The sequence below is a fragment of the Enterobacter cloacae complex sp. 382A5 genome (genome assembly GCF_050031095.1).
Classification (GTDB): domain Bacteria; phylum Pseudomonadota; class Gammaproteobacteria; order Enterobacterales; family Enterobacteriaceae; genus Enterobacter; species Enterobacter cloacae.
Genome location: NZ_JBLGVK010000001.1, coordinates 938,213 through 964,655, shown reverse-complemented (window position 1 = coordinate 964,655; position 26,443 = coordinate 938,213). Strand labels below are relative to the sequence as shown.

Genomic DNA, 26,443 nt, shown 5'->3' with positions numbered 1-26,443 from the left:
AGCGCAGCGCCACCCGGCAAGAACGGTGCACATTTGCCGGGTGGCGGCTACGCCTTACCCGGCCTACGGGAGCGATGGTTCAAGGACGGTAAAACGGCTTATCCCCCAAAATTGTCGCCCGCTGCATAATCCGACGCTGTGGCAGATAATCCGCATTCGCATAGTGCTGCGTCACGCGGTTATCCCAGATCGCCAGATCGTTCTCCTGCCAGCGCCAGCGCACCTGAAACTCCGGTTTGGTGATATGCGCAAACAGGAAACGTAACAGCGCCTCGCTCTCTTTTTCCGTCACGTCCACAATCCGCGTCGTGAATCCCTCATTCACAAACAGCGCCTGCTTGCCGGTTACCGGATGGGTGCGCACGACCGGATGCAGCAGCGGCGGATGTTTCGCAACCGCCTCCTGCCAGCGCTGATGCTCCGCTTCTGTTTTGCGATACTTGTACTCCTGGAACGATTTTTTGAAGTCATGCTCCGCCCGCAGGCCGCTCAGCAGGGTACGGAAGGGTGCGGATAGCGCCTCAAAGGCCGCAATGCCGCTGGCCCACAGCGTATCGCCGCCCGTCTCCGGCAGCAGCTTCGCCGAAAGAATCGCCCCTGCAGGTGGCGTCTCGATAAACGTCACATCCGTGTGCCAGTTGTCGTTGTCCGGCGGGTTATCGTTATGCGTGTCGAGCACAATAATCTCTTCAACCCCTTCCGCATGCGGATAAACCGGATGGATATGCAGATCGCCAAAGCGCAGTGCCAGGGCGCGCTGCTGCTGCGGGGTGATTGCCTGTTCGCGCAGGAATACCACCTGATGGCGCAGCACCGCATGATAAAGCTGCTCAAACTGGTTATCGCTCAGCGGACGGGTCACATCCAGGCCCGACACCTGCGCACCAATATATGGCCCCAGCGGGGTAATGGTCAGACGTTCACTCATTGTATTTCTCCATGCCAGGGCGTCAGACGACGCTGCAGCGCGCGCAGCCCCAGTTCTAATCCAAAGGCGATCACGGCGATAACCGCAATCCCGGCCAGTACCACGTCAGTCGCCAGAAACTCCCCCGCCGACTGCACCATAAACCCTAACCCTCGGGTGGCGGCGATCAGCTCTGCCGCCACCAGCGTTGACCAGCCCACGCCAAGGCCAATGCGTAATCCGGTTAAAATCTCCGGCAGTGCGCCCGGTAAAATCACAAACAGCAGCACCTGTGTCCGGCTGGCTCCCAGCGATTGCGCCGCGCGGATCCGCACCTGCTGAGCGCTTTTGACACCCGCCAGAGCCGACATGGCAACCGGGGCGAAAATCGCCAGATAAATCAGCAGGATTTTTGACGTTTCACCGATGCCGAACCAGATCACCATCAGCGGCAGATAGGCCAGCGGCGGCACCGGACGGTAAAGCTCAATCAGCGGATCGAGGATCCCGCGCACCGTCGGGCTTAAGCCCATCGCGATCCCGACCGGAATGCCGATTATCACCGCCGCCAGTAGCGCCACCAGAATGCGCGCCAGGCTTGCCCCTAAGTGCTGCCAGAGCGTAGCGTCCATAAAGCCCTGCGGCCCGGCAATGGTGATGAGTTTTGCCAGCACCTGCCCCGGCGGCGGCAGAAACAGTGGGCTGATCCATGCCTGCGCGGCAACCAGCCACCACACCGCCAGCAGCACCAGCAGCGTGCCGACACTGAGTGTTATCTGGCGCGAAAAAGGCCAGCGTAATGCCGGGCGCGCGCGTCGCGTTTTCTCGCTGAAGACGATGCTCATGAGAAGGCCTCCCGTTGTTCAAACACACGGCTTAAGACGTATTCACGCTGTTCAATAAACCGCGGATCGGATTTGATGCTGCGCACCGGCTCCCCCGCGACATAGCGACGGGCAAACTCAAGCGGCAGCCGCTCCAGCACGCGCCCCGGGCCAGGGGACAACAGCACCAGCTCGGTCGCCATAAACACCGCCTCTTCGATATCGTGGGTGATCAGCAGCACCTGTTTACCCGTTTCATGCCACAGGCGTAAAAGCAGGGTTTGCATCTGCTCGCGGGTAAAGGCATCCAGCGCCCCGAACGGCTCATCCAACAGCAAAAGCTGCGGATTGGCCGCCAGCGCGCGGGCAATTCCAACCCGCTGACGCTGTCCGCCGGAAAGCTGCCAGATAAACCGTTTTTCAGCCCCTTCAAGACCGACCTTTTTGAGCATGTCCCGTGCTGTTGCCAGCCGTTGCTCGCGGCTTACACCCGCCAGTTGCAACCCAAACGCCACGTTTTCCTGCACGTTGCGCCAGGGAAGCAGACCTTCGTTCTGAAAGACGACCCCGCGCTCAGCACCCGGGCCTTCCACTTTTTTCCCTTCCAGTTGAATGGAGCCATGCTGATATGGCACAAACCCGGCAATCAGATTCAGCAGCGTGGTTTTCCCGCACCCGGACGGGCCAAGCACAACCAGCAGCTCACCGCTGTCCAGCGTCAGGTTGATGTTCTCCAGGGCCGGTTTGCCACCGTAATCAGCAGACAGATTTGTAATATTCAGCATCGCAGCCCCCTTATTTCACAAAGCGATCGGTCACGTACTGGCTGTAGTCCGCCGCCACCGCCGGCACTTTGCCCTGCTCTTTCAGGAACGTGGCGGTATCGACAATCGCTTTGTTTACCGGCCCGGTCAGCTGTTGTACCTGCTGGGCAGGCGTGAGATAGGTATTACCTTTCACCAGCCCCGGAACGTCCGCTTGCGGCACGCCGCTCAGACGGGACAGTTTTTCGAGATTGGCAGGCTGCTTCAGCCATGCATCCGGGTTGCTGATATAGGGCTGCTGAGCGTCGATGGCGCTTTTGGCAAAGGCCTTCACGACCTCAGGATGTTTCTCGGCAAAATCTTTGCGCACCACCCACACGTCGAGCGTTGGCGAGCCCCACTGGCCCACTTTTTCGGAGTCGGTCAGCACGGTGCCGTCTTTTTCCAGCTCATTGACGGCCGGTGCCCAGACGTATGCGCCATCAATATCGCCGCGCTGCCAGGCCGCAATAATCGCCGGTGGCTGCAGATTAATGATTTGCACCTGGCCTGGCTTGATGCCCCAGTGTTTCAGCGCCGCCAGCAGGCTGTAGTGAGTGGTCGAAATGAACGGCACGGCGATGCGCTTGCCGATCAGGTCTTCCGGTTTGGTGATGTTTTTCTTCACCACCAGCGCTTCGGAGTTACCCAGCTGTGAAGCGAGGAGGAAAACTTCAATCGGCACCTGCTGGCTGGCCGCTACCGCCAGCGGGCTGGAGCCGATATTACCAATCTGCACGTCGCCGGACGCAAGCGCACGCACCACGGCCGCCCCGCTGTCGAACTTACGCCAGTCGACGTTTGCGCCGCTCTCTTTGGCAAAGGTGTTATCCGCCTGCGCGACTTTCGCAGGCTCTGCGGAGGTTTGATACGCAACGGTGACGTCCACCGCCTGCGCCTGAAATGCCCACAGCGCCAGCGCGCCGAGTAATGTAATTCGCGATGTAATTGCCATCCTGTCTGCTCCCCTTGTTGTTATGAGGGCAGTATTTCCGGCGCGGGAATTTTGATAAAGGAATTAAAAAGAATCGCTAATAACGATTCGTTTTTAGAAAAAAAGCGGGAAAGGATAGTAATGCCGATCGTTTAAGGATCGGTTGACCGATCCGGTGGCTGGTGTAAAAAGGGTTCATGTTCATCATGGACCCTTTTTTAAATGGAACTTTCACAAGCCCTCGGCATTATCAACGTTACCTCCCCTGAGCACGCCCGTAGCCTCTCGGACCTCATTCCCACTGAATTCATTCAGAAAGCGTTAACGTTGACTGATACTGTCACACTCCGCAAACGCAAACTTCCTCTTGAATCCATGATTTGGCTGGTCGTTGGCATGTCCATTTTCTGCAATCGCCCTATGACCGAGATCGTGAATCTGATGGATATCACTGACAGGACCGGTGAGCCTTTCACCGCCCGCAGCTCAGTTATTCAGCGCCGAAAAACGCTCGGGGAAGATGCTGTGCGGGAACTGTTCGACATTACACAGCGGTACTGGAACCAGCAGGCGGCCCATCCGAAATGGCACGGACTGAATCTGTTTGCTGTGGACGGTGTTGTCTGGCGTACGGCAGACACGCCGGAAAACAGCGCGGCCTTCAGCAGACCCGCAGGGCGAAATGGTACCGGTGGCTATCCGCAGGTCAGGATGGTTTGTCTGATGGAGCTGAGCAGCCATCTGATCAACGCCAGCGCCTTTGACAGCGAGAACGTCAGCGAAATGCGACTGGCAGCGCAGCTGGCAGAAAGAACGCCGGATGAGAGTATCACTTTATTCGATAAAGGATTTTACTCTCCGGGACTGCTTCATCACTGGCAGATGTCCGGAGAAAACCGGCACTGGCTGCTGCCACTGAAAAAAAACACACAATATGAAGTTGTGCGTAAGCTGGGACGTGGCGACGAGCTTGTTGAACTGAAAACCAGCCCACAGGCCCGGAAACAGTGGCCAGCACTCCCGGGGCGGTTCACCGCAAGACTGCTGACCCGAACGGTTGACGGAAAAGAAAAACAGGTTCTGACATCCCTGACAGACCAGAATCGCTACCCTGGCAATGATATCAGCGAGTTATATCGTCACAGGTGGGAAATTGAACTGGGTTACCGGGAAGCGAAGCAGGGAATGATGGACAGCCGCTGGACGTTACGCAGTAAGTTGCCAGAACTGGTGCGACAGGAGTTATGGGGGGTACTGCTGACTTACAACCTGGTGAGATACCAGATGGTAAGGATGGCGTTTGAACTGAAGGGCGATTATCTGCCTTACCAGTTGAGCTTTAGCGGCACAATAAGTGAAATAACCAGGCTTCTGATAACGCTGCCATGGGCCTCACCGGGTAAGATGCCGGGTGAGTTAAGAACGCTGTATGAGAAAGCAAAGTGGCTAGTATTACCGGGAAGAAGAGAGCGAAGTTACCCCCGGGAAGTGAGAATAAAAGCCCAGAAATATCCGGCAAGAAAAAATGCTGATCACCTTAAGTGACCAGCATTAGGAAAGGATAGTTGGTTTTGTGCGGTTGTTTTTTTCCCTCTCCCTGTGGGAGAGGGTCAGGGTGAGGGCATCAGCGCTGCGCGTTAAGCTCAGCAATATCTTTCGGCGTGGTGCGACAGCATCCACCGATTAATCTGGCACCGGCCTCCAGCCACTGGGGCAAATACCCCGCCAGGGTCTCGCACGCTTCACCGTGATGGTGCCAGGTTTTGGTCACCGCATCATAATGCTCGCCCGAGTTCGGATAGACCACCAGCGGCAGTGTCGTCAGGCTGTGCAGGTGTTTCAGCGCCGCGGTGGTGTTTTCCAGCGCGATACAGTTGATGCCCAGCGCCACGACCTGCGAATTATCTTTCAGGGCCGCGACAACTTCCCGCAGCGGTGTCCCGTCGCTCAGGTGCTCGCTGTCGCGCAGGGTAAACGAGAACCATGCCCGGGCGCGGGGATACTCAGCCACAAGTGCTGCCAGCGCCTTGATCTCCTCAAAGGAGGGCAGCGTTTCGCAAGCCAGCAGATCCGCCCCCGCATCCAGCAACGCCTCAATGCGCGGACGATGAAATGCGGTAAACTCTTCGGCGCGACGCACATAATCACCGCGATACTCAGAGCCATCCGCCAGATAGGCGCCATACGGCCCAACGGACCCCGCCACCAGCAGCGTGCCCGCATGCGGATTTTCCGCCAGATACGCTTCACGCGCCTTACGCGCCAGTTCCACGCTTTTGCCGACCAACGTGCGGGACTGCGCCTCGTCCAGACCGCGCGCCGCAAAGCCCGCAGGCGTGGCCTGATAGCTGGCGGTGATCGCCACCTGCGCACCCGCGCGGTAGTAGTCGAGGTGGACTTCACGGATAAGCTCAGGGTTTTCCATCAATACTTTGGCAGACCAGAGGTTGTCTGCAAGGTTGCACCCACGCGCTTCCAGTTCAGTTGCCATTGCGCCATCCAGCACCACAAACGGCTGCTTTTCAAGGAGGGCGGTAAGCGGATTATTCTGCGACATGTTCAGGCTCCTGCGATGTCAGGTTTCGGGTCAGGTAGTAGGCACCATAACACAGGGCGACGAACGGCAGGCCACAATAAAGGGCAATGCGCTGGCTCGGATCAAACCACAGGCCGATACATGCCACCACGCAGAGGATAAACCCGAGCACCGGCACCAGCGGATACCACGGCGCGCGATAGTGCAGAGCAGACAGCGGCTGTCCGGACTGCAGATGACGACGGCGGAAGACAAAGTGCGACGCGCAGATGCTGATCCACACCGCCACCACCGCAAATCCAGAAATGGCCGACAGCGCCACAAACACCGTGTCCGGCGCAACCACGCTTGAGAAGAGCGCCAGCACGCCACCGAGCATGGAAACGGAGAGCGCCGTCAGCGGCACGCCGTTTTTATTGACGCGGGCAAAGCAGCGCGGCAGCGTTTTCTCGTTAGAAAGCGACCACAGCATGCGCCCTGAGGCGTACAAGCCAGAGTTTGCCGCCGAGAGGATCGCGGTCAAAATCACAAAGTTAAAGATATCTGCCGCATACGGGATCCCGACTTTTTCAAACACCAGCACAAACGGGCTCTTTTCCACCCCGGCCTGCTGCATCGGGATCAGCGCCGCCAGCACAAACACGGTGCCGATAAAGAAGATGATCAACCGGGCAATGGTCGCACGGATCGCCACCGGAATAACCTTATGCGGGTTTTCCGTTTCGCCCGCCGCAATGCCGATAAGCTCGGTGCCGGAGAAGGCAAAGTTCACCGCCACCATGGTCATCAGGATCGGCAGGCCGCCATGCGGGAACCAGCCTTCAGCGGTAATGTTGCTCAGACCCGGCGCAGGCGAACCGTCCTGCATCGGAATAAAGCCAAAGATCGCCGCGCCGCCAAGAATAATAAAAGCGATGATGGTGATAACTTTCACCAGCGAGAACCAGAATTCGCCCTCGGCAAAGAAACGCGTGGAGATGACGTTAAGGCCAAAAATCACCACGCAGAAGACCACGCACCATACCCAGACGGGCACCTGTGGGAACCAGTACTGCATACAGAACCCGGCGGCGGTAAAGCTCGACCCTAGCGCCACCGTCCAGGTGAGCCAGTACAGCCACGCCACGGTATAGCCTGTCGCCGGGCCGAGGTAACGAGCGGCATAGACGTGAAACGCACCGGTTTCCGGCATCGCCACCGACAGTTCGCCCAGACACTGCATCACCAGCCAGACCACCAGTGCGCCAATGAGATAGGCCAGCAGCGTGCCTGCTGCCCCGGTTGTCGAAATGATATATCCGGTATTAAAGAATAACCCTGTGCCAATCACGCCACCCAGCGAGAGCATAATCAGATGGCGTGTTTTCATGGTGCGCTTTAGCTGCCCATTTTCTTGTTGTGTTTGCATATTACCTTCTATACGTATGGACATCTAAACATCCAAAGAAGGTGTGTTATACCGCGATTAACATAAAAAAGCTAGACGACCAGACGCAACCGGGCGCGTCGCGCACTGAGTCGGGGATGGGTTGTGAGGATCACATACAGAATCGGACGCCAGGCCATAAGCACCTCCGCAAGCAGATACTTACAGCATGGCGCGGACGGCTGTGATTCTGGCTCAGACAAAAGTCGTATCTGTCCGCTACCAGCTAAACCCTCTGCATGCTTCGCGCAGGCGAATCAAAAACTGACGCGCGTTGGTGGTCATCGCCGACTTTTGCGACCACACCGCGCAATACTGCGCCGACGGCAGTTGGGTGATGGGCAACGCCACCAGCTTGTCATCAAGCTGCAGCGGCTGACACATTGCCCGCGCGACCACCGTCAGATAGTCCGCGTTAAGCACCATATTCAGCCCCGTGATGACGGAATCGGTGCGCAGCGGGGTGATATCCACCTGTCGATAAAAATGGCTGAGCTCATTTTGTAGCTGCTGGTAGTAGCCCATGGATGACTCCGGCAGTAGCCATTTAGCCTGACGCAGCGCCATCAGATCGCGGGCTTCTGCCAGTGGGTGCCCCTTGCGCGCGATGATGCAAAATGGCGAGGTAAACAGCGGTTCGATCATCACCCCTTCCGGCGGCGCCATCGGATCCACCGAGCCGATAGCCATATCTATTTCACCGTTTCGTACGCCAGGCAGGAGCGAGGAGAGCTGCCCCTCCTTCACCGTCAGCAAGACCTGGGGCAGCGTTTTCTTGAACGCCTCGGCCACATCAGGAAAGACGGTCAGCGCAATAAGCGAAGAGAACCCCACCGTCAGACGCCCGTGAGTAAAATGGTTAATCTGCTCCACTTCATCCGCCGCACGCCGCAGCTCTTCAAGCACCCACTCCGCCCGTTGGGAAAACGCCATTCCCGCCTCGGTAAGGGCAATCCCCTCTTTGCTGCGCAATAAAAGTTGGGTGCCTAAAGTTTGCTCAAGCTCACGCAATGTACGGCTTAAACCGGGCTGCGAAACGCCCAGTTCCCGTGCGGCCGAACGGATACTGCCGCTGCGCGCCACCTGACGAAAGGCCTGAAGATGGCCGAGTTTTGGCAGATATTTCATCGCTCGCCCTATAACAAAAAAGCATCACCTATAGCAAAATTATATCTTCCCGCCTGTCTGGTAAACCCCTAGATTCAGAGTGCACACAACAATTCTCATCACACTCTGACGTCAGGCGGAAAACACAATGAAAAGCCAGTCACAGATGATTTTTTTACTTTTTATCGGCTATGTCGTGGTCTACATCGATAAAACCGTAATGGGTTTTGCCCTGCTGCCGATCGAAAAAGAGTTCGGGCTTACCACCGCGCAGCTGGGCTATATCACCGGGATCTTCTTTCTCGCCTACTCTCTCTTTCAGGTGCCTGCTGGCTGGCTAAACGACCGAATCGGCTACAAAACCATGCTGATCCTTTCTCTGTGTGCGCTGGGGATCTTCGCCCTCTGCTTTGGCGCGCTGGGTATGAGCGTTGGCCTGCTGCTGGTGTTTCGCTTTCTCTCCGGCGTGGGGCATTCCGGCTATCCCTGCTCCTGCGCGAAAGCGGTGGTCAGCAATTTTACGCTGGAAAAACGCACCTTCGCCCAGTCGGTCCTGCTCTCCTCCGCCGGGCTGGCGATGACCGTCGGGCCGATTGTGGCCGTCTCGGCGCTGGAACACCTGGGCTGGCACGCCTCCTTTGTGGCATTAGGGATCGTTGCCTGTGCCATCGCCCTGCTGATCGCCTTGCGCGTGCCGTATCAGAAACCCGCGCCACGCCAGGCCGCGCATGGGCAACGCGAGGCGCTGTGGCGTAACCCCACGGTGCTGCTGCTGTTTTTCTCGGTGTTTTGCATCAATATCCCAAGCTATGGCCTGTTGGCCTGGCTGCCTAAGTTCTTTGTCCAGAGCATGGGCATGCCGATTGAGGTGTCCGGTTATATCGTGGCGGCTGGCGGCGCGGGGATCTGGCTTTCGTCGTTGTGCACCGGCTGGCTGGTCGGAAAATACTTCCACCACCGCGAGCCACAGGTGATTTTGATCTGCGCACTGGTGAGCGCTGCTGCCATTCTCGGCATCTTCCACACCGCCACGGCGGTGAGTGCCAGCGTCCTGCTGTTCGTGGGGGAGATCTTCCTGATGGCCACCTTTGTGACCGCGTTTACCCTGCCAATGAAACGCCTGCCGGAGAACATCATGGGCTCGGCCATCGGGCTGATAAACACCGGAGGGACGCTGGGGGGCTTCGTTTCACCGGTTGTTATTGGCTATCTCGTTGGAAAAAGCCACAGTTATGAAAGCGCATTTATTTTCTTGTCACTGGCAATGGTGTGCGCGGGCGTGGCGATAGTGCCATTGATAAAAAAACCTGCGCCCTCACTGCCGGTGACTGACTGAAGGAGACTGTCATGAAAAGTAGCACTGAAAACCTTATCCGCGACGTTCACGACGAGGTGATCCGCTGGCGCAGGCATATTCATGCCAACCCGGATCTCTCATTTCAGGAAAAGCCGACCGCAGATTTTATCGCCCGTGAACTGGCGAATCTGCCGGAGCTGACGATTAGCCGCCCGCTGGAGAACAGCGTGGTGGCGGTATTACAGGGTGAAAAACCCGGCCCGATGTGGGCACTGCGTGCTGATATCGACGCCCTGCCGCTGCAGGAAGAGAGCGGTGAAGCATTCAGCTCAACCAAACCCGGCGTAATGCACGCCTGCGGTCACGATGCCCACACCGCCATGCTGATGGGCGCGGCGAAAGTGCTTTGCCACCTGCGCAGCCAGCTGTGCGGCAGCATCAAGTTTATCTTCCAGCCTGCCGAAGAAGTGCCGCCGGGCGGCGCGCGCGAACTGGTGGAGAAAGGCGTGGTTGACGATGTCGAGAAGATCTTCGGTCTGCACGTTTTCCCGACCAGTCCTACCGGTAACATTACGCTGAAAGAAGGGGTGTATGTCGCCTCCAGCGATAATTTTGATATCACGATCTTCGGCCGGGGCGGACATGGCTCAATGCCGCAGTTCTGCATCGACCCGGTGGTAATCGGCGCTGAAGTTGTCACCGCGCTGCAAAACGTGGTGGCGCGTAATCTCGACCCGATTAACGCCCCGGTGCTGACCATCGCGACCTTCCAGGCCGGTGACAGCTATAACGTGATTCCGGACAGCGCCCGCCTGGCCGGAACGGTGCGTACTCATAATCAGCAGGTACGCGAGCAGGTACCGCAGCTGGTGCAGCGTATTGTCGAGGGCGTCGTCAGTGCCCACGGCGCGCGCTGTGAGATCCGCTGGCAGCAGGGTTACGCCGTTGGCAACAACCATGCCGGCACCAATGCCATCGCCAAAGCGGCGATTGCAGCGCACTTCGAAGAAGGAACGCTGCAGCTTGCCGATCGGGCCCTGTTTGGCAGCGAGGATTTCTCCTCGTATCAGGAGAAAGTCCCGGGAACGTTTCTGTTCATCGGCTGCGGCAACGAGGAAAAAGGCGCGGTCTGGAACGTCCACAATCCACACTTTCGCATCGACGAGGCTGCGCTGGCGGTGGGCGTGAAAACGCACGTTGCGCTGGTGAGCCCGCTGTTTGAGGAGATTTGACCCCTCCCATCCTGACATTGCCCGGCGGCGCGTCGCCTGCGCCCCCCGGCGCAATGGTTGGTAAATCCGTCAATCAGTTCTATAGTCGTCACAGTTTCTTAGTAACCAGGACTGACTGATGCGCTTTAACGGACTGACCAAAGGTTTCTTTATCTTTATTCTCGCCCTCGTGACGTGGGCGTTTTTCGACGTGCTATCGCCCTACTTCTCCGCCATTCTGTGGGCCGCCATTCTGACCGTTATCTTTAACCCGGTAAAAAACAAGCTGCGCGCCGCACTGGGAGATCGCAACGGGCTGGCCTCGCTGCTGACCATCGGCATTATCTGCCTGATTGTCTTTATCCCGTTGATGGTGATCTTCTCCTCGCTCGCCATTGAGCTGAACGTGGTGTACACCAAACTGCAGGAGAACAACACCCAGTTCCCGGAGGTGGTGGCGAGCATCTTTAACCATCTGCCGGACTGGGCCAGCGGTTTCCTCGCGGATCACAACCTGACCAACGCCGCGCAGATCCAGAAAAAACTCTCCGATGTCGCCCTGCAGGGCGGGCAGTATCTGGCGGGCAGCGCGTTTCTGATCGGCAAAGGGACATTCGGCTTTGCCATTAGCTTCGGCATCATGCTGTATCTGCTGTTCTTCTTGCTGAAAGATGGGCCGTTCCTGGTGCGCCAGATCCTCGACTCTTTGCCTCTGTCCGATTTCGCCAAGCAGCACCTGTTCGCCAAGTTTGTCGGCGTCTCGCGGGCGACGGTAAAAGGCACGGCGGTTGTCGCGGTGGTTCAGGGCACGCTCGGCGGGATTGCGTTTGCCATTGCCGGTATCGACGGCAGTATCCTCTGGGGAGCGCTGATGGCCTTCCTCTCCCTGGTGCCTGCGGTGGGGTCGGCGATTGTCTGGGTTCCGGCCGCCATTTTCCTCTTCGCGACGCATCAGATCTGGCAGGGGCTGTTCATTGTCGGCTTCTTCGTGATTATCGTCGGGCTGGTGGACAATATCCTGCGCCCGCTGCTGGTCGGCAAAGACACCAAAATGCCGGACTACCTGATTTTGATCACCACGCTCGGTGGTATGGAGCTGTACGGCATTAACGGCTTTGTCATTGGCCCGCTGATTGCCGCGCTGTTTATCGCCTGCTGGAATCTCTTCTCCGGTCGCGATCACGAAGGCAATGCCGAGGAGCTGGACGCAGACTTTATCGAAGAGGGAAGAAACCCTCGGGATCTCTGAAAGCAGACATTCCGAAAGGCGGCCGCATGCCGCCTTTTTTTTCGCCATAAATCAGCGGTTTTCTATAATCTTAAAAGAACGCTCTTCCATTTTTGTCGCAGAGGAAATCAACAGGTGCGAATCGCCACGATCACAAACTGGGCTTATGGCGTCACGGTGTGCCTGACCATTGCCTCCGGCATCGTCATGCTGATGGCTTCCCATGCCGATAACATCGAACGTGAAGCCGTTAAACAACGGCAAATCTTCGATCAGATTACGGAAGAGATCGAGATAGATACCTGGATGCTCTCCGATCTGGCGCGCCTTTACGTGATCAAAAAAGAGCCCGATGTACTTAAGAAATATCAGACGAAAGAAGCTGAACTGAAGAATATTGAACACACGCTGCGCCAGCTCAAAAACACGGGAGCATCGGGCGAAGAGCTGGGACTGCTGTATGACGGACTGAAAATAGTAGACGAACTCCAGGATGAACAGCAGGCGGCCATTGACGGCATCGCCCGGGGCGAAGAACAGCAGGCCGTTGCGCTGCTTTTTGGTAACAGCTATGAGCTGGAACTCGAACGGGCACAGAACAATATTGAACGCTTTCGTATGCTGCTGGACAAACGCATTATTGCCGACGTGCAGGCTGCGACCAAAACGTCGAAAACGCTTCGCACTGCCTCTGAGGTGATGGTCGGCCTGACCGCCCTGCTCTTCTTGTTTGTGATGGGCTTTATCCTCAAGCGCCGCGTGCTCCGTCCGGTGGTACGTCTGAGTGACGTGGTTCATCGTCTGGCATCGCAGGATTACGCCGTCGAAACGCCAAACTTCACCCAGGTTGATGAAATAGGCGATATGGCGCAGGCCATCCGCATCTTCCGCGAGAACGGGCTGGCAAGGCAGCGGCTGGAAAAAGAGCGCGATGCTGACTGGGCCATCCGCGAGCTGCTGGCGCGAATGACCCAGCGGCTTCAGGGCTGTGAAAACTTTGCCGACGTGATGAATGTGGCGGAGCTGTTTGCGCCCAATATCGCGCCGGGGGTTTCCGGGCGTCTGTATATTCTGGAGCGCGATCCGTGGCAAATGCGCTGCGCGGCTGAATGGCTGTCGCCTGAAGGGGAGAAAAATCCCTTCCATCCTGACGAATGCTGGGCCGTCCGGCGTGGTCAAAGCCATCCGCCGGTGAACGGCGAGCCGGATATCGGCTGTTATCATCTGCCTGAATCACAGGCACAGCAATCATTGTGCGTTCCGTTAATTGCTCAGGGCGAAGCGATTGGGTTGCTCTCATTCCAGAACATCACGCCTGAAACGGCACCGTCCCGTGCTTATCTGGAGCTGATGGCTGAAGCGCTCGGCCTGGCGCTGGCCAACCAACGTCTGCGCGATGCCCTGCTGGAAAAAGCTCTCTTCGATCCGCTCACCGGCTTGCGTAACCGTCATCATCTGGAAGATACCCTACGCACCCAAATGGCGCAGGCTGTCCGCAATAAAGAGCCGGTAAGCTGCCTGATGATCGATATCGACCACTTCAAAAGTATCAATGACCGCTTTGGTCATGAGGCCGGCGATCTGGTGATCAAAAGCGTGGCAACTATTATTCAACGGGCGGTACATGATACCGGGCTGGCCTTCCGCTACGGTGGCGAAGAGTTCCTGGCGCTTCTCACCGGTGCAGATGAGGAGGCAGCGCAAGCATGCGCCAAAGAGATTTATAACGGCGTGCATGAACTGTCGCTGCGCTATGGGCTTTCAGAGATTGGCCCGGTGGATGTGTCGATTGGTGTTGCCAGCTATCCGCAGCACGCTCAGAGCGATAACCTGCTGCGCGCTGCCGACGTGGCCTTATACCGGGCGAAAGAGCTGGGCCGTGCGCGTATTGTGAGCTTTGGGATGCTGGAAGCGGGCTGACGGTGATTTTCGCGCCCTGATCTTCACCGGTTCAGGCGCGCGTGATCGCCCAGAGCACCACAATCCCCAGTGCATTACTCCGCTTTTCCACGTACAGGGTAGAGTTGGAATAGACGTTACCCTTCGGGTTACAGATACGGATCTCTTTTTTTAACTCCGGCTCGTAGACTTCTGCCCCCGAGCAGCTGTGGCGGGTACTGGATTCATACCGGTAAGGTTTGCTCCATGAGGAATAGTCTCCCTCCAGTAGCCAGGCCGTTGTAAAAATCACGAACATGGCAACCGGCAGGCTGCAAATGAAGAAGCCGAGGTATAGTTTTATCGCGCCAGCAACACGCTTACCTTTCAGTCGTCCCTTTCTGATAAAAATAACCATCGGCACCAACGCCAGCAGCAACGCCCCTCCGGCCAGATACTGCTCCCCGCGGATCGTAAGGTATGTCACGCGATAAACGTTAACTGACCAGACCACAAAACCAGATAGCAGGGCTATACCGCCCGCGATAAGTGGGAGCCAAAAGGTATAAGTCTCTTTTTTCATAGTGGACATATCCTTGTCATTTTTGGGTGGTAAGAAGATCAATCATCGCCCGGGTGGCCGCCGACTGGCGTCGGTGTGGCGCGAAGAGCACGGAGAACGGCCGCGACCGTCCACGCAGGTGTGGCAGCACCTCGACTAACTGACCGCGCTGTATCCTGTCGCGGACGATAAATTCATAGCTCTGGCAGATCCCCATCCCCTGTTCCGCCAGCGAAACCACGCCGAGTACATCGTCTGAGATTTCGATAGTTGAACCCGGCAGCCAGTCAATATCACGCTCCTCATCACGAAACACCCAGGGGGCAATGCGCCCGGTACGCGGCATGATAAAGGGCAGGCAGGTGTGACGATGCAACTCCTCCAGCGTCTGCGGGCTCCCCATGCGGTGCAGGTAATCAGGCGATGCGACCAGCAGCAGCGCCGCGTCCTCCAGCTTGCGCGCGACTAACCCACTGTCGGGCAACTGCCCCAGGCGAATCGCCAGATCGAATCCCTCCGCAATCAAATCAACGTTGCGATTGGTGATGTTCAGCTCCACCTGAACGCGTGGATAGTGTTGGGCAAAGCGCGCCAGCAGCGGCGGCAGACGGTAGTGCCCGTAGGTGGTTGGAACGCTCATTCGCACGCGACCGGTCAGATCGCCTTCCTGGCCCCGCCCCTCGCGTTCGGCGTCATCAAGCAGTGCAAACGCAGACCTCGCCTGTTCCAGATAAACGCGTCCGGCCTCCGTCAGCCCCACGCGGCGGGTCGTTCGCTGTAATAACTGCCGTCCAAGCCGCGCTTCCAGGCGGGAAACCGCGCGACTCAGGACAGAGGGTGTGGTGGAAAGGACAACCGCTGCGGCCGTAAAAGAGCCGTGTTCAACGACAGTAATGAAGACTTCAACGTCTCCGAGATAATCGAATTTGCGGCTCATTTTGCTCTTTCAGGAACAAATGTTTTTCAATCTGGCTAATTTATCCCCTCCGGAGTGATGAGTAAAGTGAGCTACATTCATCATCAGAGGGTAAACACTATGGATCTTCAACTCACCGGTAAGACCGCGCTGGTTACGGGCGCAACCGCAGGCATTGGTTTGGCCATCGCCCGCACGCTCGCTCAAGAAGGGATTGCCGTCACCCTTACCGGACGCGACCCGGCAAAGCTGCAAAAAGCCGCGGCCACCATCACCGACGCGACGCCTGACGCACAGGTCTCCACCGTTGTCGTTGACCTCGGTACCATGAATGGAGCAGAAGCCCTGTTCGCCGCCTGCCCTGATACCGATATTCTGATTAATAACCTGGGGTTCTACGAAGCCAAAGCCTTCGCGGATATTAACGACGAAGACTGGCTGCGCATGTTCAACACCAATGTGATGTCCGGCGTCCGCCTCTCACGCCACTACTTCCCGCGCATGCTGGAGCGGAACTGGGGACGGGTAATTTTTATATCCAGCGAAGTGGGTGCCTTTACGCCGCCAGATATGGTGCATTACGGCGTCAGCAAATCAGCGCAGCTTGCTGTTTCGCGCGGTATGGCCGAACTGACCCGGGGAACCGGCGTGACGGTTAACAGCGTGCTGCCGTCGGCGACGCGCTCGGACGGCATTATTGAGTACCTTCGCCAGACCGCGCCTGCCCCGGATATGACCGATCGGGAGATCGAAGCGCATTTCTTCCAGACCTACCGCCCCAGCTCGTTGATCGCCAGAATGATTGAGGCAGACGAGATCGCGGCGATGGTCGCTCTGTTAGCCAGCCCACTGGGCGCGGCATCCAACGGGGCGGCTGTACGCGTCGAGGGCGGCACGTTCCGTTCCATCCTTTAATGCTGAACTCACCGGAGCCTTTTCATGTTCATTCGCACCCGTAGTCTGTCCGCCATTGCGCTGGCGGCGCTGATCGCTTTCCCGAGTCTCGCCAGTGCGGCGACGCTCCAGCCCCTTGAACGCTGGCGCAGCTATGCTGGCGTGAGCTGGGATACCCCGCAGAATGGGCAAACGCCGACGCGGTTTTCCGGCTCGGTTAACGCGCCCATTGCCGGTATCCATTTTGATGCAAAGGGCCGGGCCTTTGTCAGTACTCCCCGGCTGGTTTCTGCCGCCGCCCCCGCCACACTGAGCATTCTGGATACGACTGTGCAGTCCGGCCCTGCCCGCCTGACGGCGTTTCCGTCCCGCGAGGGGAACGCGGTAAACACCGATCCCGCGCAGAACCTGCGCAACGTGCTTGGCTTTTATATTGATCGTCAAAATGGCTGGCTATGGGCGCTGGACATGGGGTTTGTCGCAGGCGAAGCGGAGTCGCCCGTGGGCTCGCAGAAACTGGTCGTGCTGGATCTCAACACAGGCCGCACCCTTAAACGTATCGCCCTGGATGGCGTGGCGGACCGCAAAGCCAGCTTCCTGAACGATGTGGTTGTCGATGAGAAACGCCGCGTCGCCTATATCTCCGATAGCGGCTCGCGGAGCGCACCGGAAAACCGCGTGGGCCTTATCGTCGTTGATTTCGCCACCGGCACGGCGCGACGCGTGCTCGACCGTCACCCTGCGCTACAGATTGAGCCGGGCGTCAACGTGATTTCACACGGTGCGGAAGTCTGGCCGGGTAAACCCTTATTGATTGGCATCAACGGTATTGCGCTCTCCCCGGATGCGGGCACGCTCTACTGGACGGTCACAACGGGAACACATGCCTGGGCAGTGCCCACGGCATTGCTGAGGCAGGCAGGATCAACCGATGCGCAGATTGCCGCCAGTATCCAGGATCTTGGCGTGGTGGGCGGTAACACCGACGGTCTTGTAACCGATGCAAAGGGCAACCTCTATATCACGGATGTTACCCGCAACGGCATTGTCCGGTTTGATCCGAAGCACCGCGCTATGTCGCTTATCGCCGCCAGCGAAGACGTTTACTGGCCAGACACACCGGCAATCCGTCCGGACGGGGATTTGATCTTTACCTCGAGTCGCCTCAATGACCACTTCGCGGGAGCCGTTAAACCCGGAGAGGAACGCTATGATTTGTGGCGTTTGCCTCTCGGTGCATCACATAATACGGGCGAATAATAAAATACCCGTGGCTGGATAATCGCGAACGATTATTGATGCGGGTCAAAGGAATGTGGCTGATTGACTAAAGAACAAGGTCAGGGAGTCGATATTTATCTGGGTAGTTGTCAGCCTGTGTCTGCAGGCTGACAACTCTGCCGGGCAAGATAAACGGCCCTTTTCGGCTCAGGAACATCCACGCAGCCACCTAAATAAAATTATCTCATGGAGAGAAAATGAAAGTTCGTCTTCTAGCGATTGTATCTGCATCCTTAATTCTTGCGGGCTGTGCTGGCTCGGTAAAACCCGACACCGTGAAAGCGGCAAATGGCAGCGCAATTGATATTTATAGCGTATCAGCACTACCGGAACTGAATGACAACCGTATCGCCGACAATACATTGCGCGAAGTGACCCCGACGCATGCCGCAGCCGGTATGGGGCTTGCCGTTCTCGGCGCGTTAACCGGTAACATTAACTCCGGTGACTTTGATAAAGAGAACTATAAAGGGACAGCGATCGAAACCCTGCAAAACCCGACGAACAGCTGGTTTGTTCCTAAAGCGAAACAAAATATCAGCAAGTGGCTGAACGAAAAAGGCAATGGCCACGTTTACAAGCAGCCGCTCTATATTGGTAAAGCAACCTGGGCGCTGATCTATAAAGACGCCACCGCGACCACGCCTCTCTATCAGCTGAAATATAAAGTCCTGTTCTATAAACACCCGGAAAGCGGAAATATGTTCTCTGCGTTTACGGTAGCGGAATGCGCCCCTACGCCAGTTGAAGCGCCACTGAGCGAGTGGAGTGCAAATAATTACCAAAAAGTGACCACTCAAACCGAAAGCTATATGAAGAGCTGTCTGCTGGAACTGGATAACCAGCTGCCGCGTTTGCTGAAGCTGTAATGTGATTTGCTGTACGGCCCGCTTCGTGCGGGCTTGTATCGAGTATGCTCATCCTGAAATACCATGAGGTTTCAGGATGAGAAAGCTAGATAGCCGGACCACAGGCTTACCTTTTCACTTCCAGCCTGCCGGGAATACAACATACTGGCGCCGCCCCTCCCCTCCTGGATCACACTTTTTATCCCTGGCTATTCACTTACCAAAAAGCGGTGTTATCATTCGCCTCGTAAATACCTTTCAACTCTACCCGAGGCTTTGATGCTGGAGAATGTAATCATCTGATAATCAGCCCCCCGACCTTTCAGGCCGGACTGATTATCAATGCGCCGAAATCGAATGCGGACACCGTTGTGTGTTTGCACGTTTTGCACATGATGATTAAACAGGTTTTCCAGTATGAATTTATCCCGTCAGGAACAACGTACCTTACACGTTCTCGCTAAAGGTGGACGTATTGTGCACGTCCGCGATGCATCTGGCCGCGTCACTTCTGTTGAATGCTACAGCCGGGAAGGGCTTCTGCTCACCGACTGCACACTCGCCGTCTTTAAAAAACTCAAAACCAAAAAGCTGATCAAATCCGTCAACGGTCAGCCCTACCGCATCAATACCACCGGGCTGAACAACGTTCGCGCCCAGCCTGATAATCGATAAGGAGAGGATTATGGATATCCCACGTATTTTTACTATCAGCGAAAGTGAACACCGCATTCACAACCCCTTCACGCCAGAGAAGTACGCCACGCTGGGCCGCGTGTTACGCATGAAGCCAGGCGCGCGCATTCTCGATCTCGGCAGCGGCTCGGGAGAGATGCTGTGTACCTGGGCACGTGACTACGGCATTACCGGTACCGGCATCGACATGAGCCCGCTCTTCACCGCACAGGCAAAGCTGCGCGCAGAAGAGCTTGGCGTCAGTGAACATGTTCATTTTATTCATAACGACGCGGCGGGCTATGTCGCGGATGAAAAATGCGACGTGGCGGCCTGCGTAGGGGCCACCTGGATTGCGGGCGGCGTCGCCCGGACGATCGAACTGCTGGCAAAGAGCCTTAATCCAGGCGGACTGGTGCTTATCGGCGAACCGTACTGGCGTCAGGTACCTGCAACGGAAGAGATTGCCCTGGCCTGTGGCGCCTCGTCGGTGGCCGATTTCCTCACCCTGCCCGACCTTGTCGCCTCTTTCGATGAACAGGGCTATGACCTGGTCGAAATGGTACTGGCAGACCAGGAAGGCTGGGATCGGTATGAAGCCGCTAAATGGCTGACCATGCGCCGCTGGCTGGAGGAGAACCCTGACGATGACTTTGCGCATGAGGTTCGGGCAGAGCTGACGAATGCGCCTAAACGCCATGTGACGTATACGCGGGAATACTTTGGCTGGGGCGTGTTTGCCTTAATCGCACGATAAAAAGGAGCAGGCGATATAACCCAAAGGTTATATCGCCTTTTTGCAGGGAGCGCATAATATTACGCCTGTCGCATTTAATTATCGTTAATCGTTCCCTTTATTCGTCATCGTAATTACAGGTGGTTATTCTTTTACTGGCGCGAGATGAATACCAGGGGATCGTCTATTGAGAAAAACCGATGAGGCGAATATATTGCCCGTAAAACAGCCAGGCACATTAATGAAGGAAGCATGATGGATATTGCGCTGCTTAACAGGGGATGGAACAGAACCTGGTCAGATACGATGGTGAATCTGGAAGCCCGAAAGGTCATCGAAACTGCAAATCGACTGTCAGCTTACTATTTACAAGATGGTCTAACACGTATCAAATTTGTTGAGGAAATAAAACAGGTCGTAGAAAAAGAGTTCGCGACAGCACGGCGGGCGAAAACCGATGAAGAATGCATTGAATGCCTCAAAAATCTGCGTGCCGAAAAAGAGAATCTTCTTGAGCAAGAGCGCTTGTTAAGGACCAGGTCCGCTCAGCTTTATGCGAAGGTCGAGTTTGTTTGGGAAAACAATAAAATTGTTGGGTATGTGATTTCGGCAGTAAATATTGTGATATCCGGAGTGACCGCATTTGGTGGGGCAATGCTCATGTTTACCGGGACACCTATTGGTATTCTTGCAGGTGCAATTCTTGTTATAGATGGTATGAATGGAATATCAAAAGAGTTTATTAATTTTAAAAGAGACAGCAATGCAAAGTCAGAGGGAATAGCTGCTGTTCAATCAATGGAAATAGCACAATTCATGGGATTTAAGCCTGAAACTGGACTCGCTGTTTACAAATCTTTTTCTTTAAGCGCAAGCGTTTACACCATCTTTGGCTTGTCGAGGAAAGCTGAAGCGTGGAGGCTTTTCCGTTATATACCAAGCGACTACTATCGGAAAGTGACAACTATGAGCACTCCAAAACTCACAATGAAAATCGTGGGATATGGTTTGAAGGCCAAGGTCATCTTTGATCTGATGAGTATTGATTAACTTTTTTCAGACCTGACATGCCGCCATGATTTGTAGGAAATGATTGGTGGCTGAGCAAAACCACATATCAAGAAAACAATCAGTATTGAAATCCCTCCTGAGAAAACATACCAATGATCATCCTGTTTTGAAAAAACGAGATAGATGAAAAAAAGTATGCCACAAGAGAAAATCCATAGTAGAGTTTTAAATCTTCTTGCTAAATCGTGGACTACCTCATCAAGATCCCCGCCATAATTCGCGATATTATTTTTTAACTTTTGTATTTCTTTGCGAGTAAATCCAGAATGCAACAAAGAGTCTTCTGTGATCTTCATCCTTCTCTCCTCTGTTCATGCAATGTCCGTTTCGAGGGATGAGTATACTGATGTACTTTATCGCAATCCAGCCGAAACTTTGCGGCAAGCACCATGCTAGCCCTCTTGCTATGGTGAACAATCATAATTGTTTGTTCTTCTGACGACTGAGAATGGTACTGATTATTTTTCACTCCCCCTACAGAATCGCCACGATTTATAGGCAAGCAAAGGTGGTTGGATAATAATTGCAACCGCGATACCACAAGAAAGGCCAATACCACCAGAAAAAACACTTTCTTCAGATGCGAATATCATCAGAAAAATGAATACAGCAAGGCAACCAGATACAACCCACACAGTGAGAACAAAACGCGTGGCCAGATCCTTGATGGCATTCCCCAACGTTCCACCGTAGCTTTCAACGTTGTTCTTCATCTTCTGCAAGTCCGATGGTGTAAACCCAGAATTCAACAAAGTCTCATCAGTCACTTTCATGTCGTATCGTCCTCTATATTCCAGAAAGTTATTTTTCATTCACTGATTGTGCGAGCAATCATACTGATGAACTTTGCAGCAATCCAGCCTAAAGTTTTGGCAGACTCAATCTCCTTATTATTGTCCTGGTTGAACCATGATGTTACGAAGCTGCAGGCCCACATTAAGAGTTGTGCGAAACCAAAAATAATCGTTTTTCAAGGGCCTCAGTTAAATTAAATCTAAGTCATGTAATTGAGCGATATTAGCCGTACACGTATCAAGTTAGTTGAGGAAATAAAACTGGTCGTAGTGAAAGTGTTCTCCGCAGTATGGCGGGCCAAACCGAGTTATTGCGCTGGCATACTCAGAGCTCTGAAACCTGTAATTGTGTGGTCGCCAGGTAAACTAATCCAATAACATTGAATAAGATAACTATTCTAAATCTTTCCAACTGTCTGTCTCGAGTTGATGAAATCGCTTCTGATTGCCCTGCTTGGCCTCAACGTTCCGAAAAGCATTACCTGACTATTTCAGACAAGTAGATTTTTGTACCATTATGTTAAATAGAACAGAAAACGAACAGTAAAATGCTCTGTTGTGGCAAATTTTCAATGTTGTGATGGCCTATGGGTTTAAGTGGTGAAGTGCATTGCGGGGAGTGTCGGCTGTAGGATATTTGGTGAACATTCTGGTTTTTTACGGAGGGTCTGGGCTGGCGGTCTAGCAGATCACCAACAGTTCCGTGCCTGATTATTTTAAGCACCAGAGACGAATACTCAATCGCGTGTTTTTCTCATAGTTACCAGTAACATGAATCTATATACTCAAAATCATGTTGAAGAAATCAGCACTCGATCAAATTTTGAATTTTTTTTCTTAATTATTGACATGTCTTCCAGGCCTTACGGTACGAGGACTTAGCCTTTTTTACCCTTTCACAGCCTTAACTTAACGTCAAAATCAACCCTTGTGCACAAAAGAATCATCACTAGAATATCGACTATGTGGGGCCGCTATTGATTGACCACCCCCACATATAGTGCCGCGCCTGAATTTTAGGCGTAAAAAAACCGGATTCATTTGCATGAACCCGGCTTACAAAGCATGACCAATACGAGTCGCCAAACTCGTATGAATCTTAGCCTTGCCTTCATTTTTCACGGCTTGATTGTGCCAGGCAAAGAGGATCATGTAAACCATAAAATGACGCTCATAAGGAGCAATACATGACTATTTGTAAACAATCACACCGTTACAACACTCTTTTCATTAGCTTACCTCACGATCAAGGTGGTGAGGGTCGCCATAAATGTTGCGGCTGCGCTTACGATCAGGGTTACCGCGCTGGCTTGTCTCGCACGGGGCAGGTTTGGGTAGACTTAGCCTCCTTACCTGATAGCCAGGCGGGAACCGTTCGCCACAAAAGTCCTCAGGCAGCGTTTGCTGATGGTTATCGTGATGGTGTGCGTGAATCCTACCGTCACGCTGGTTAATGTTGAATGAAGGGGCTTGATGCCCCTTCCTTTTCAAGGGATTAAAATGGATAAACGGTCCCACGTTTTCACAAGTTCAACTTTTTCGGGTTTAGAGCAGCCACAATGCCCGTAACTGTCGGGGCCGTGCGCTGTGAGGGGCAGGAACACCAATAGAGACGATCAGTAAGATCTCTGCACCATAGCAGCCCAGCAGTCACTATGACGTACCTTGATATTACTCAGGATGAGGTAAATCAGACCTACTACAAACTGAACATCTAATAACAACTGTTATTGATAAATGTAGCTCTGTCATGAGTTAATTTCATAAAGAAAGTCTAGTTCAGACGCCTCAATTTCATCCTGCATGAGAAGTTCTCTGAGGTCATTGTTTATTGGCGCTACGGGAGAGCTACCATAACTACCGATATAAACGTCCTCGTTTTCTTCAGCTTCCCTCATTGGCTCCCATAGCTGGAACCCATCAAACTTAAAGGAAATGAGTTCCCTGAGAATGGCAGTTTTGTGGGTAATGGGTAAAAATCGGCTAAGTGAAATAACCCATCTGCTTGGTAGTTTTTCCTTCATCCCGAAATAGGATGTGATTGGTATTTTGGCAGCCTTGAGTGCTGCTTTAATTTCTTTAAAATTAGGATGATAGCGATTTAGACTAACAGGCCATTCAGTCCAATCAAGCTCACCTTCTGCAAAAACGTTATCTTGTTCTATTTTTTGTGCAGATAGCTGCGAAACAAGCCTCTCAACCCTTTCTATTCTTGCATCCTGCTCAGTATTTTTATCCAGTTTAATAGGAGTTGAAGTTTTCTTACTTAAATATTCAGAATAGTAAGTATCTTCTTGCAACTCAGCCCTAAAACGCGTTTGAAGTAAAAATAATGCAAAAAGAAAAAGCGGAACATTGATTACTGCCGCAACCACTAAAAATCCCTTTTCCCAACTCTGATCTGTCATCTGGGAGGCTGCGATCAAAAAACTGCTGTTAGTCACCACTAAACCCACCATCCATGCAGCAAGAAGTTGTATGGGTTTCGTAACCTTATGAGGCTCAATCCTTTGTTCGTTAATTTTCTCAAGCACTCTGGCATTCTCACTCAATGGGACTTTCTATTATCCTTGAGTGTACAGTGATTGGACTGTTAACGACAATAGAAGCCATAAAGCCCCGTTAGTGGTAAGGAGACAAGCGGAGCCGTTTGGCGACTACATCAGTGTTCAGAAGGATCACACCTTATCAGGGTGCTCGTGTACCTTTCGGAGCGTGAGCGAAGCGCTGGCAGAGCCTGCATGTCGTGTGCAGGTACGTTTACCACTATTCACCTGTTTACGTGGCTCATACGGCCACACATCGGGCTTAAATGCGTCTGATCAATCTGTTTCGGGAGGATTTAGAGACGTTGGCAGCGTCATCAGCTTCGAGTTGATAGCGGTTCGTGTGGACTGTTCACGCTTTGTACCTGTTCGAGCTTTACAACTACAGGCCGCTACGTGCTAACATCCCTGAATAGCCACTGTTAACCATAGCGGCAACTGTTGGTCATAGAATCCCTTAAAAAAAGACTGTACCTTGAGAGCGATAATCGCCTTTAGTCATTGTTTTTAAAGGATTTTGTTGTATGAGTGCCGATAATAGGAGTCGAACCTACGACCTTCGCATTACGAATGCGCTGCTCTACCAACTGAGCTATATCGGCCCTGAGAGGCCGGTTACGAGCGTAACCACGGGGCAAAAGGTTAGATCTATCCGGGTGATGCGTCAATGCCCTTTTGAATCAAACGGCTATTTTTGCATCACCCGTGATTATTTACGCACGAATCGTATCGTCGCCGATGCCGATCCACTTGTAGGTGGTCAACGCTTCCAGGCCCATCGGACCACGCGCGTGCAGTTTCTGCGTGCTGACGGCCACTTCCGCGCCCAGACCAAACTGTCCACCGTCGGTGAAGCGGGTTGATGCGTTCACGTACACGGCAGAAGAATCCACTTCGTTTATAAAGCGGTCGGCATTGCGCAGCGTGCGCGTCAGGATGGCGTCAGAGTGCTGAGTACCATGCTCACGGATGTGTGCGATAGCGTCGTCGAGATCGGCCACGATTTTCACGTTCAGATCCAAAGACAGGAACTCGTCGTCATACTGCTCTGCGTTTACCGGCACCACCGTCGCCGGGCCGTCTTTCAGCAGCGCCAGCGCCTTCTCGTCCGCGTGCAGCGTGACGCCACTCTCGGCCATCTGCTTGCTCAGGGCTGGCAGGAAGGTGTTTGCGATACCCTGATGCACCAGCAGCGTTTCAACGGTATTACAGGTGCTTGGACGCTGGGTTTTGGCATTCACGATAATCTTCAGCGCCGGTGCAATTTCGGCGCTCTCGTCCACCACGATATGGCACACGCCGATACCGCCGGTGATCACCGGGATCGTCGACTGCTCGCGGCACAGCTTGTGCAGGCCCGCGCCACCGCGTGGGATCAGCATGTCGATGTATTTGTCCATGCGCAGCATCTCGTTCACCAGCGCACGGTCCGGGCTTTCGATAGCCTGCACGGCACCTGCCGGTAAGCCGCACTCCTGCAGCGCCTGCTGGATGACTTTCACCGTCGCGGCGTTGGTGCGCCAGGTTTCTTTCCCGCCGCGCAGAATAGCGGCGTTACCGGTCTTCAGGCACAGGGAAGCGACATCCACCGTCACGTTCGGACGGGCTTCATAAATCACGCCGATAACGCCGAGCGGCACGCGGCGGCGCTCCAGACGTAAACCGCTGTCGAGCAGTCCGCCGTCAATCACCTGCCCGACCGGGTCGGCCAGATTACAAACCTGACGGACATCGTCGGCGATGCCTTTCAGGCGTGCCGGGGTCAACGCCAGACGGTCGAGCATCGCTTCGCTCAGACCATTGCGGCGCGCTTCCAGCAGATCCTGTTCGTTGGCGAGGAGGATTTTCTGCGACTGCGATTCCAGATAATCAGCGATTTTTTCCAGCACGCGGTTTTTCTCGCGGCTGGAAAGGAGCGCCAGTTTGTAAGAGGCGGCCTTGGCGGCGGCACCCATTTGTTCCAGCATTT

At 54.4% G+C, this 26,443-nt stretch carries 24 protein-coding genes and 1 tRNA gene; 11 read left to right on the top strand and 14 right to left on the bottom strand.

Going from position 1 to position 26,443, the window contains the following annotated elements; translation table 11 throughout:
• Positions 1-79: 79 nt before the first annotated feature.
• From tauD to tauA, 4 genes are read right to left on the bottom strand one after another with little or no spacing between them, the layout of a single operon-like run.
• Positions 80-928, bottom strand: coding sequence for a taurine dioxygenase (gene tauD / locus ACQG2G_RS04545; protein ID WP_013095796.1), 849 nt, complete (start codon positions 926-928; stop codon positions 80-82).
• Entirely contained in the window at positions 925-1,752 is an 828-nt protein-coding gene (tauC, locus tag ACQG2G_RS04540) for a taurine ABC transporter permease TauC (protein ID WP_020686348.1), read from the bottom strand. The genes tauD and tauC overlap by 4 nt, the downstream gene beginning before the upstream one ends.
• Positions 1,749-2,516 (bottom strand): taurine ABC transporter ATP-binding subunit, encoded by a 768-nt coding sequence (gene tauB, locus ACQG2G_RS04535; RefSeq protein ID WP_047023482.1) that lies wholly within the window; start codon positions 2,514-2,516, stop codon positions 1,749-1,751. Before tauB ends, tauC begins: the two co-directional genes overlap by 4 nt.
• A 10-nt stretch (positions 2,517-2,526) precedes the next feature.
• A complete protein-coding gene (gene tauA / locus ACQG2G_RS04530) occupies positions 2,527-3,489 on the bottom strand; it encodes a taurine ABC transporter substrate-binding protein (protein WP_038982878.1) in 963 nt (320 codons plus the stop codon).
• A 201-nt stretch (positions 3,490-3,690) separates the two neighbouring features.
• On the opposite strand from tauA, the gene ACQG2G_RS04525 reads away from it, so the two are divergent.
• On the top strand, positions 3,691-5,013 hold the full coding sequence (locus ACQG2G_RS04525) for an IS4 family transposase (RefSeq protein ID WP_020686790.1): 1,323 nt from the start codon (positions 3,691-3,693) through the stop codon (positions 5,011-5,013).
• A 79-nt stretch (positions 5,014-5,092) separates the two neighbouring features.
• Here the strand turns inward: ACQG2G_RS04525 and mmuM are convergent, their stop codons facing one another.
• The 3 genes from mmuM to ACQG2G_RS04510 all read right to left on the bottom strand — a co-directional run bounded on the left by mmuM (position 5,093) and on the right by ACQG2G_RS04510 (position 8,558).
• Positions 5,093-6,025, bottom strand: a complete 933-nt coding sequence (gene mmuM / locus ACQG2G_RS04520) for a homocysteine S-methyltransferase (RefSeq protein ID WP_061772124.1) — start codon at positions 6,023-6,025, stop codon at positions 5,093-5,095.
• The gene (gene mmuP, locus ACQG2G_RS04515) at positions 6,012-7,412 is read right to left on the bottom strand and encodes an S-methylmethionine permease (protein ID WP_013095772.1); all 1,401 of its coding nucleotides are present in this window, start codon (positions 7,410-7,412) and stop codon (positions 6,012-6,014) included. Before mmuP ends, mmuM begins: the two co-directional genes overlap by 14 nt.
• Positions 7,413-7,649: 237 nt before the next feature.
• Complete coding sequence (locus ACQG2G_RS04510) at positions 7,650-8,558, bottom strand: LysR substrate-binding domain-containing protein (RefSeq protein ID WP_013095771.1); 909 nt, start codon at positions 8,556-8,558, stop codon at positions 7,650-7,652.
• A 127-nt stretch (positions 8,559-8,685) separates the two neighbouring features.
• Between ACQG2G_RS04510 and ACQG2G_RS04505 the strand changes: the two genes are divergently transcribed.
• From ACQG2G_RS04505 to ACQG2G_RS04490, 4 genes are all read left to right on the top strand, one after another.
• Positions 8,686-9,873: an MFS transporter gene (locus tag ACQG2G_RS04505; protein WP_094085015.1), complete on the top strand. Its 1,188-nt coding sequence runs from the start codon at positions 8,686-8,688 to the stop codon at positions 9,871-9,873.
• 11 nt (positions 9,874-9,884) lie between these two features.
• The gene (locus ACQG2G_RS04500) at positions 9,885-11,066 is read left to right on the top strand and encodes an amidohydrolase (protein WP_061772243.1); all 1,182 of its coding nucleotides are present in this window, start codon (positions 9,885-9,887) and stop codon (positions 11,064-11,066) included.
• 118 nt (positions 11,067-11,184) lie between these two features.
• A complete protein-coding gene (locus ACQG2G_RS04495) occupies positions 11,185-12,294 on the top strand; it encodes an AI-2E family transporter (protein ID WP_061772244.1) in 1,110 nt (369 codons plus the stop codon).
• Between the two features lie 114 nt (positions 12,295-12,408).
• Entirely contained in the window at positions 12,409-14,193 is a 1,785-nt protein-coding gene (locus tag ACQG2G_RS04490; RefSeq protein ID WP_061772245.1) for a diguanylate cyclase, read from the top strand.
• Between the two features lie 31 nt (positions 14,194-14,224).
• Here ACQG2G_RS04490 and ACQG2G_RS04485 read toward each other — a convergent pair whose 3' ends face one another.
• Together ACQG2G_RS04485 and ACQG2G_RS04480 are read right to left on the bottom strand one after the other, a co-directional pair.
• Positions 14,225-14,734, bottom strand: coding sequence for a hypothetical protein (locus ACQG2G_RS04485; protein WP_045292999.1), 510 nt, complete (start codon positions 14,732-14,734; stop codon positions 14,225-14,227).
• 16 nt (positions 14,735-14,750) lie between these two features.
• Positions 14,751-15,650: a LysR family transcriptional regulator gene (locus ACQG2G_RS04480; protein ID WP_029882445.1), complete on the bottom strand. Its 900-nt coding sequence runs from the start codon at positions 15,648-15,650 to the stop codon at positions 14,751-14,753.
• A gap of 99 nt (positions 15,651-15,749) precedes the next feature.
• Here ACQG2G_RS04480 and ACQG2G_RS04475 point away from each other — a divergent pair, with 99 nt between their 5' ends.
• From ACQG2G_RS04475 to ACQG2G_RS04450, 6 genes are all read left to right on the top strand, one after another.
• Positions 15,750-16,544, top strand: coding sequence for an SDR family NAD(P)-dependent oxidoreductase (locus ACQG2G_RS04475; protein ID WP_061772246.1), 795 nt, complete (start codon positions 15,750-15,752; stop codon positions 16,542-16,544).
• A 24-nt stretch (positions 16,545-16,568) separates the two neighbouring features.
• Positions 16,569-17,783, top strand: a complete 1,215-nt coding sequence (locus ACQG2G_RS04470; RefSeq protein WP_248766791.1) for a major royal jelly family protein — start codon at positions 16,569-16,571, stop codon at positions 17,781-17,783.
• 218 nt (positions 17,784-18,001) lie between these two features.
• The gene (locus tag ACQG2G_RS04465) at positions 18,002-18,673 is read left to right on the top strand and encodes a hypothetical protein (RefSeq protein ID WP_061772633.1); all 672 of its coding nucleotides are present in this window, start codon (positions 18,002-18,004) and stop codon (positions 18,671-18,673) included.
• A 396-nt stretch (positions 18,674-19,069) separates the two neighbouring features.
• Positions 19,070-19,327 carry a YjhX family toxin gene (locus tag ACQG2G_RS04460; protein WP_013095761.1) on the top strand — a complete coding sequence of 86 codons (258 nt, stop codon included), beginning with the start codon at positions 19,070-19,072 and terminating at the stop codon, positions 19,325-19,327.
• 10 nt (positions 19,328-19,337) lie between these two features.
• Positions 19,338-20,084 (top strand): SAM-dependent methyltransferase, encoded by a 747-nt coding sequence (locus tag ACQG2G_RS04455; protein ID WP_061772634.1) that lies wholly within the window; start codon positions 19,338-19,340, stop codon positions 20,082-20,084.
• Between the two features lie 234 nt (positions 20,085-20,318).
• Entirely contained in the window at positions 20,319-21,113 is a 795-nt protein-coding gene (locus ACQG2G_RS04450; RefSeq protein WP_061772635.1) for a DUF4225 domain-containing protein, read from the top strand.
• Here ACQG2G_RS04450 and ACQG2G_RS04445 read toward each other — a convergent pair.
• From ACQG2G_RS04445 to proA, 5 genes are all read right to left on the bottom strand, one after another.
• Complete coding sequence (locus ACQG2G_RS04445; protein WP_023620946.1) at positions 21,110-21,430, bottom strand: hypothetical protein; 321 nt, start codon at positions 21,428-21,430, stop codon at positions 21,110-21,112. The genes ACQG2G_RS04450 and ACQG2G_RS04445 overlap by 4 nt on opposite strands.
• A 162-nt stretch (positions 21,431-21,592) precedes the next feature.
• Complete coding sequence (locus ACQG2G_RS04440) at positions 21,593-21,907, bottom strand: hypothetical protein (RefSeq protein ID WP_038418754.1); 315 nt, start codon at positions 21,905-21,907, stop codon at positions 21,593-21,595.
• 1,769 nt (positions 21,908-23,676) lie between these two features.
• Positions 23,677-24,462 (bottom strand): hypothetical protein, encoded by a 786-nt coding sequence (locus tag ACQG2G_RS04435; RefSeq protein ID WP_023620944.1) that lies wholly within the window; start codon positions 24,460-24,462, stop codon positions 23,677-23,679.
• 541 nt (positions 24,463-25,003) lie between these two features.
• Positions 25,004-25,076: transfer RNA gene (locus tag ACQG2G_RS04430), tRNA-Thr, on the bottom strand.
• Between the two features lie 111 nt (positions 25,077-25,187).
• Positions 25,188-26,441 (bottom strand): glutamate-5-semialdehyde dehydrogenase, encoded by a 1,254-nt coding sequence (gene proA / locus ACQG2G_RS04425; protein WP_061772636.1) that lies wholly within the window; start codon positions 26,439-26,441, stop codon positions 25,188-25,190.
• Positions 26,442-26,443: the final 2 nt, after the last annotated feature.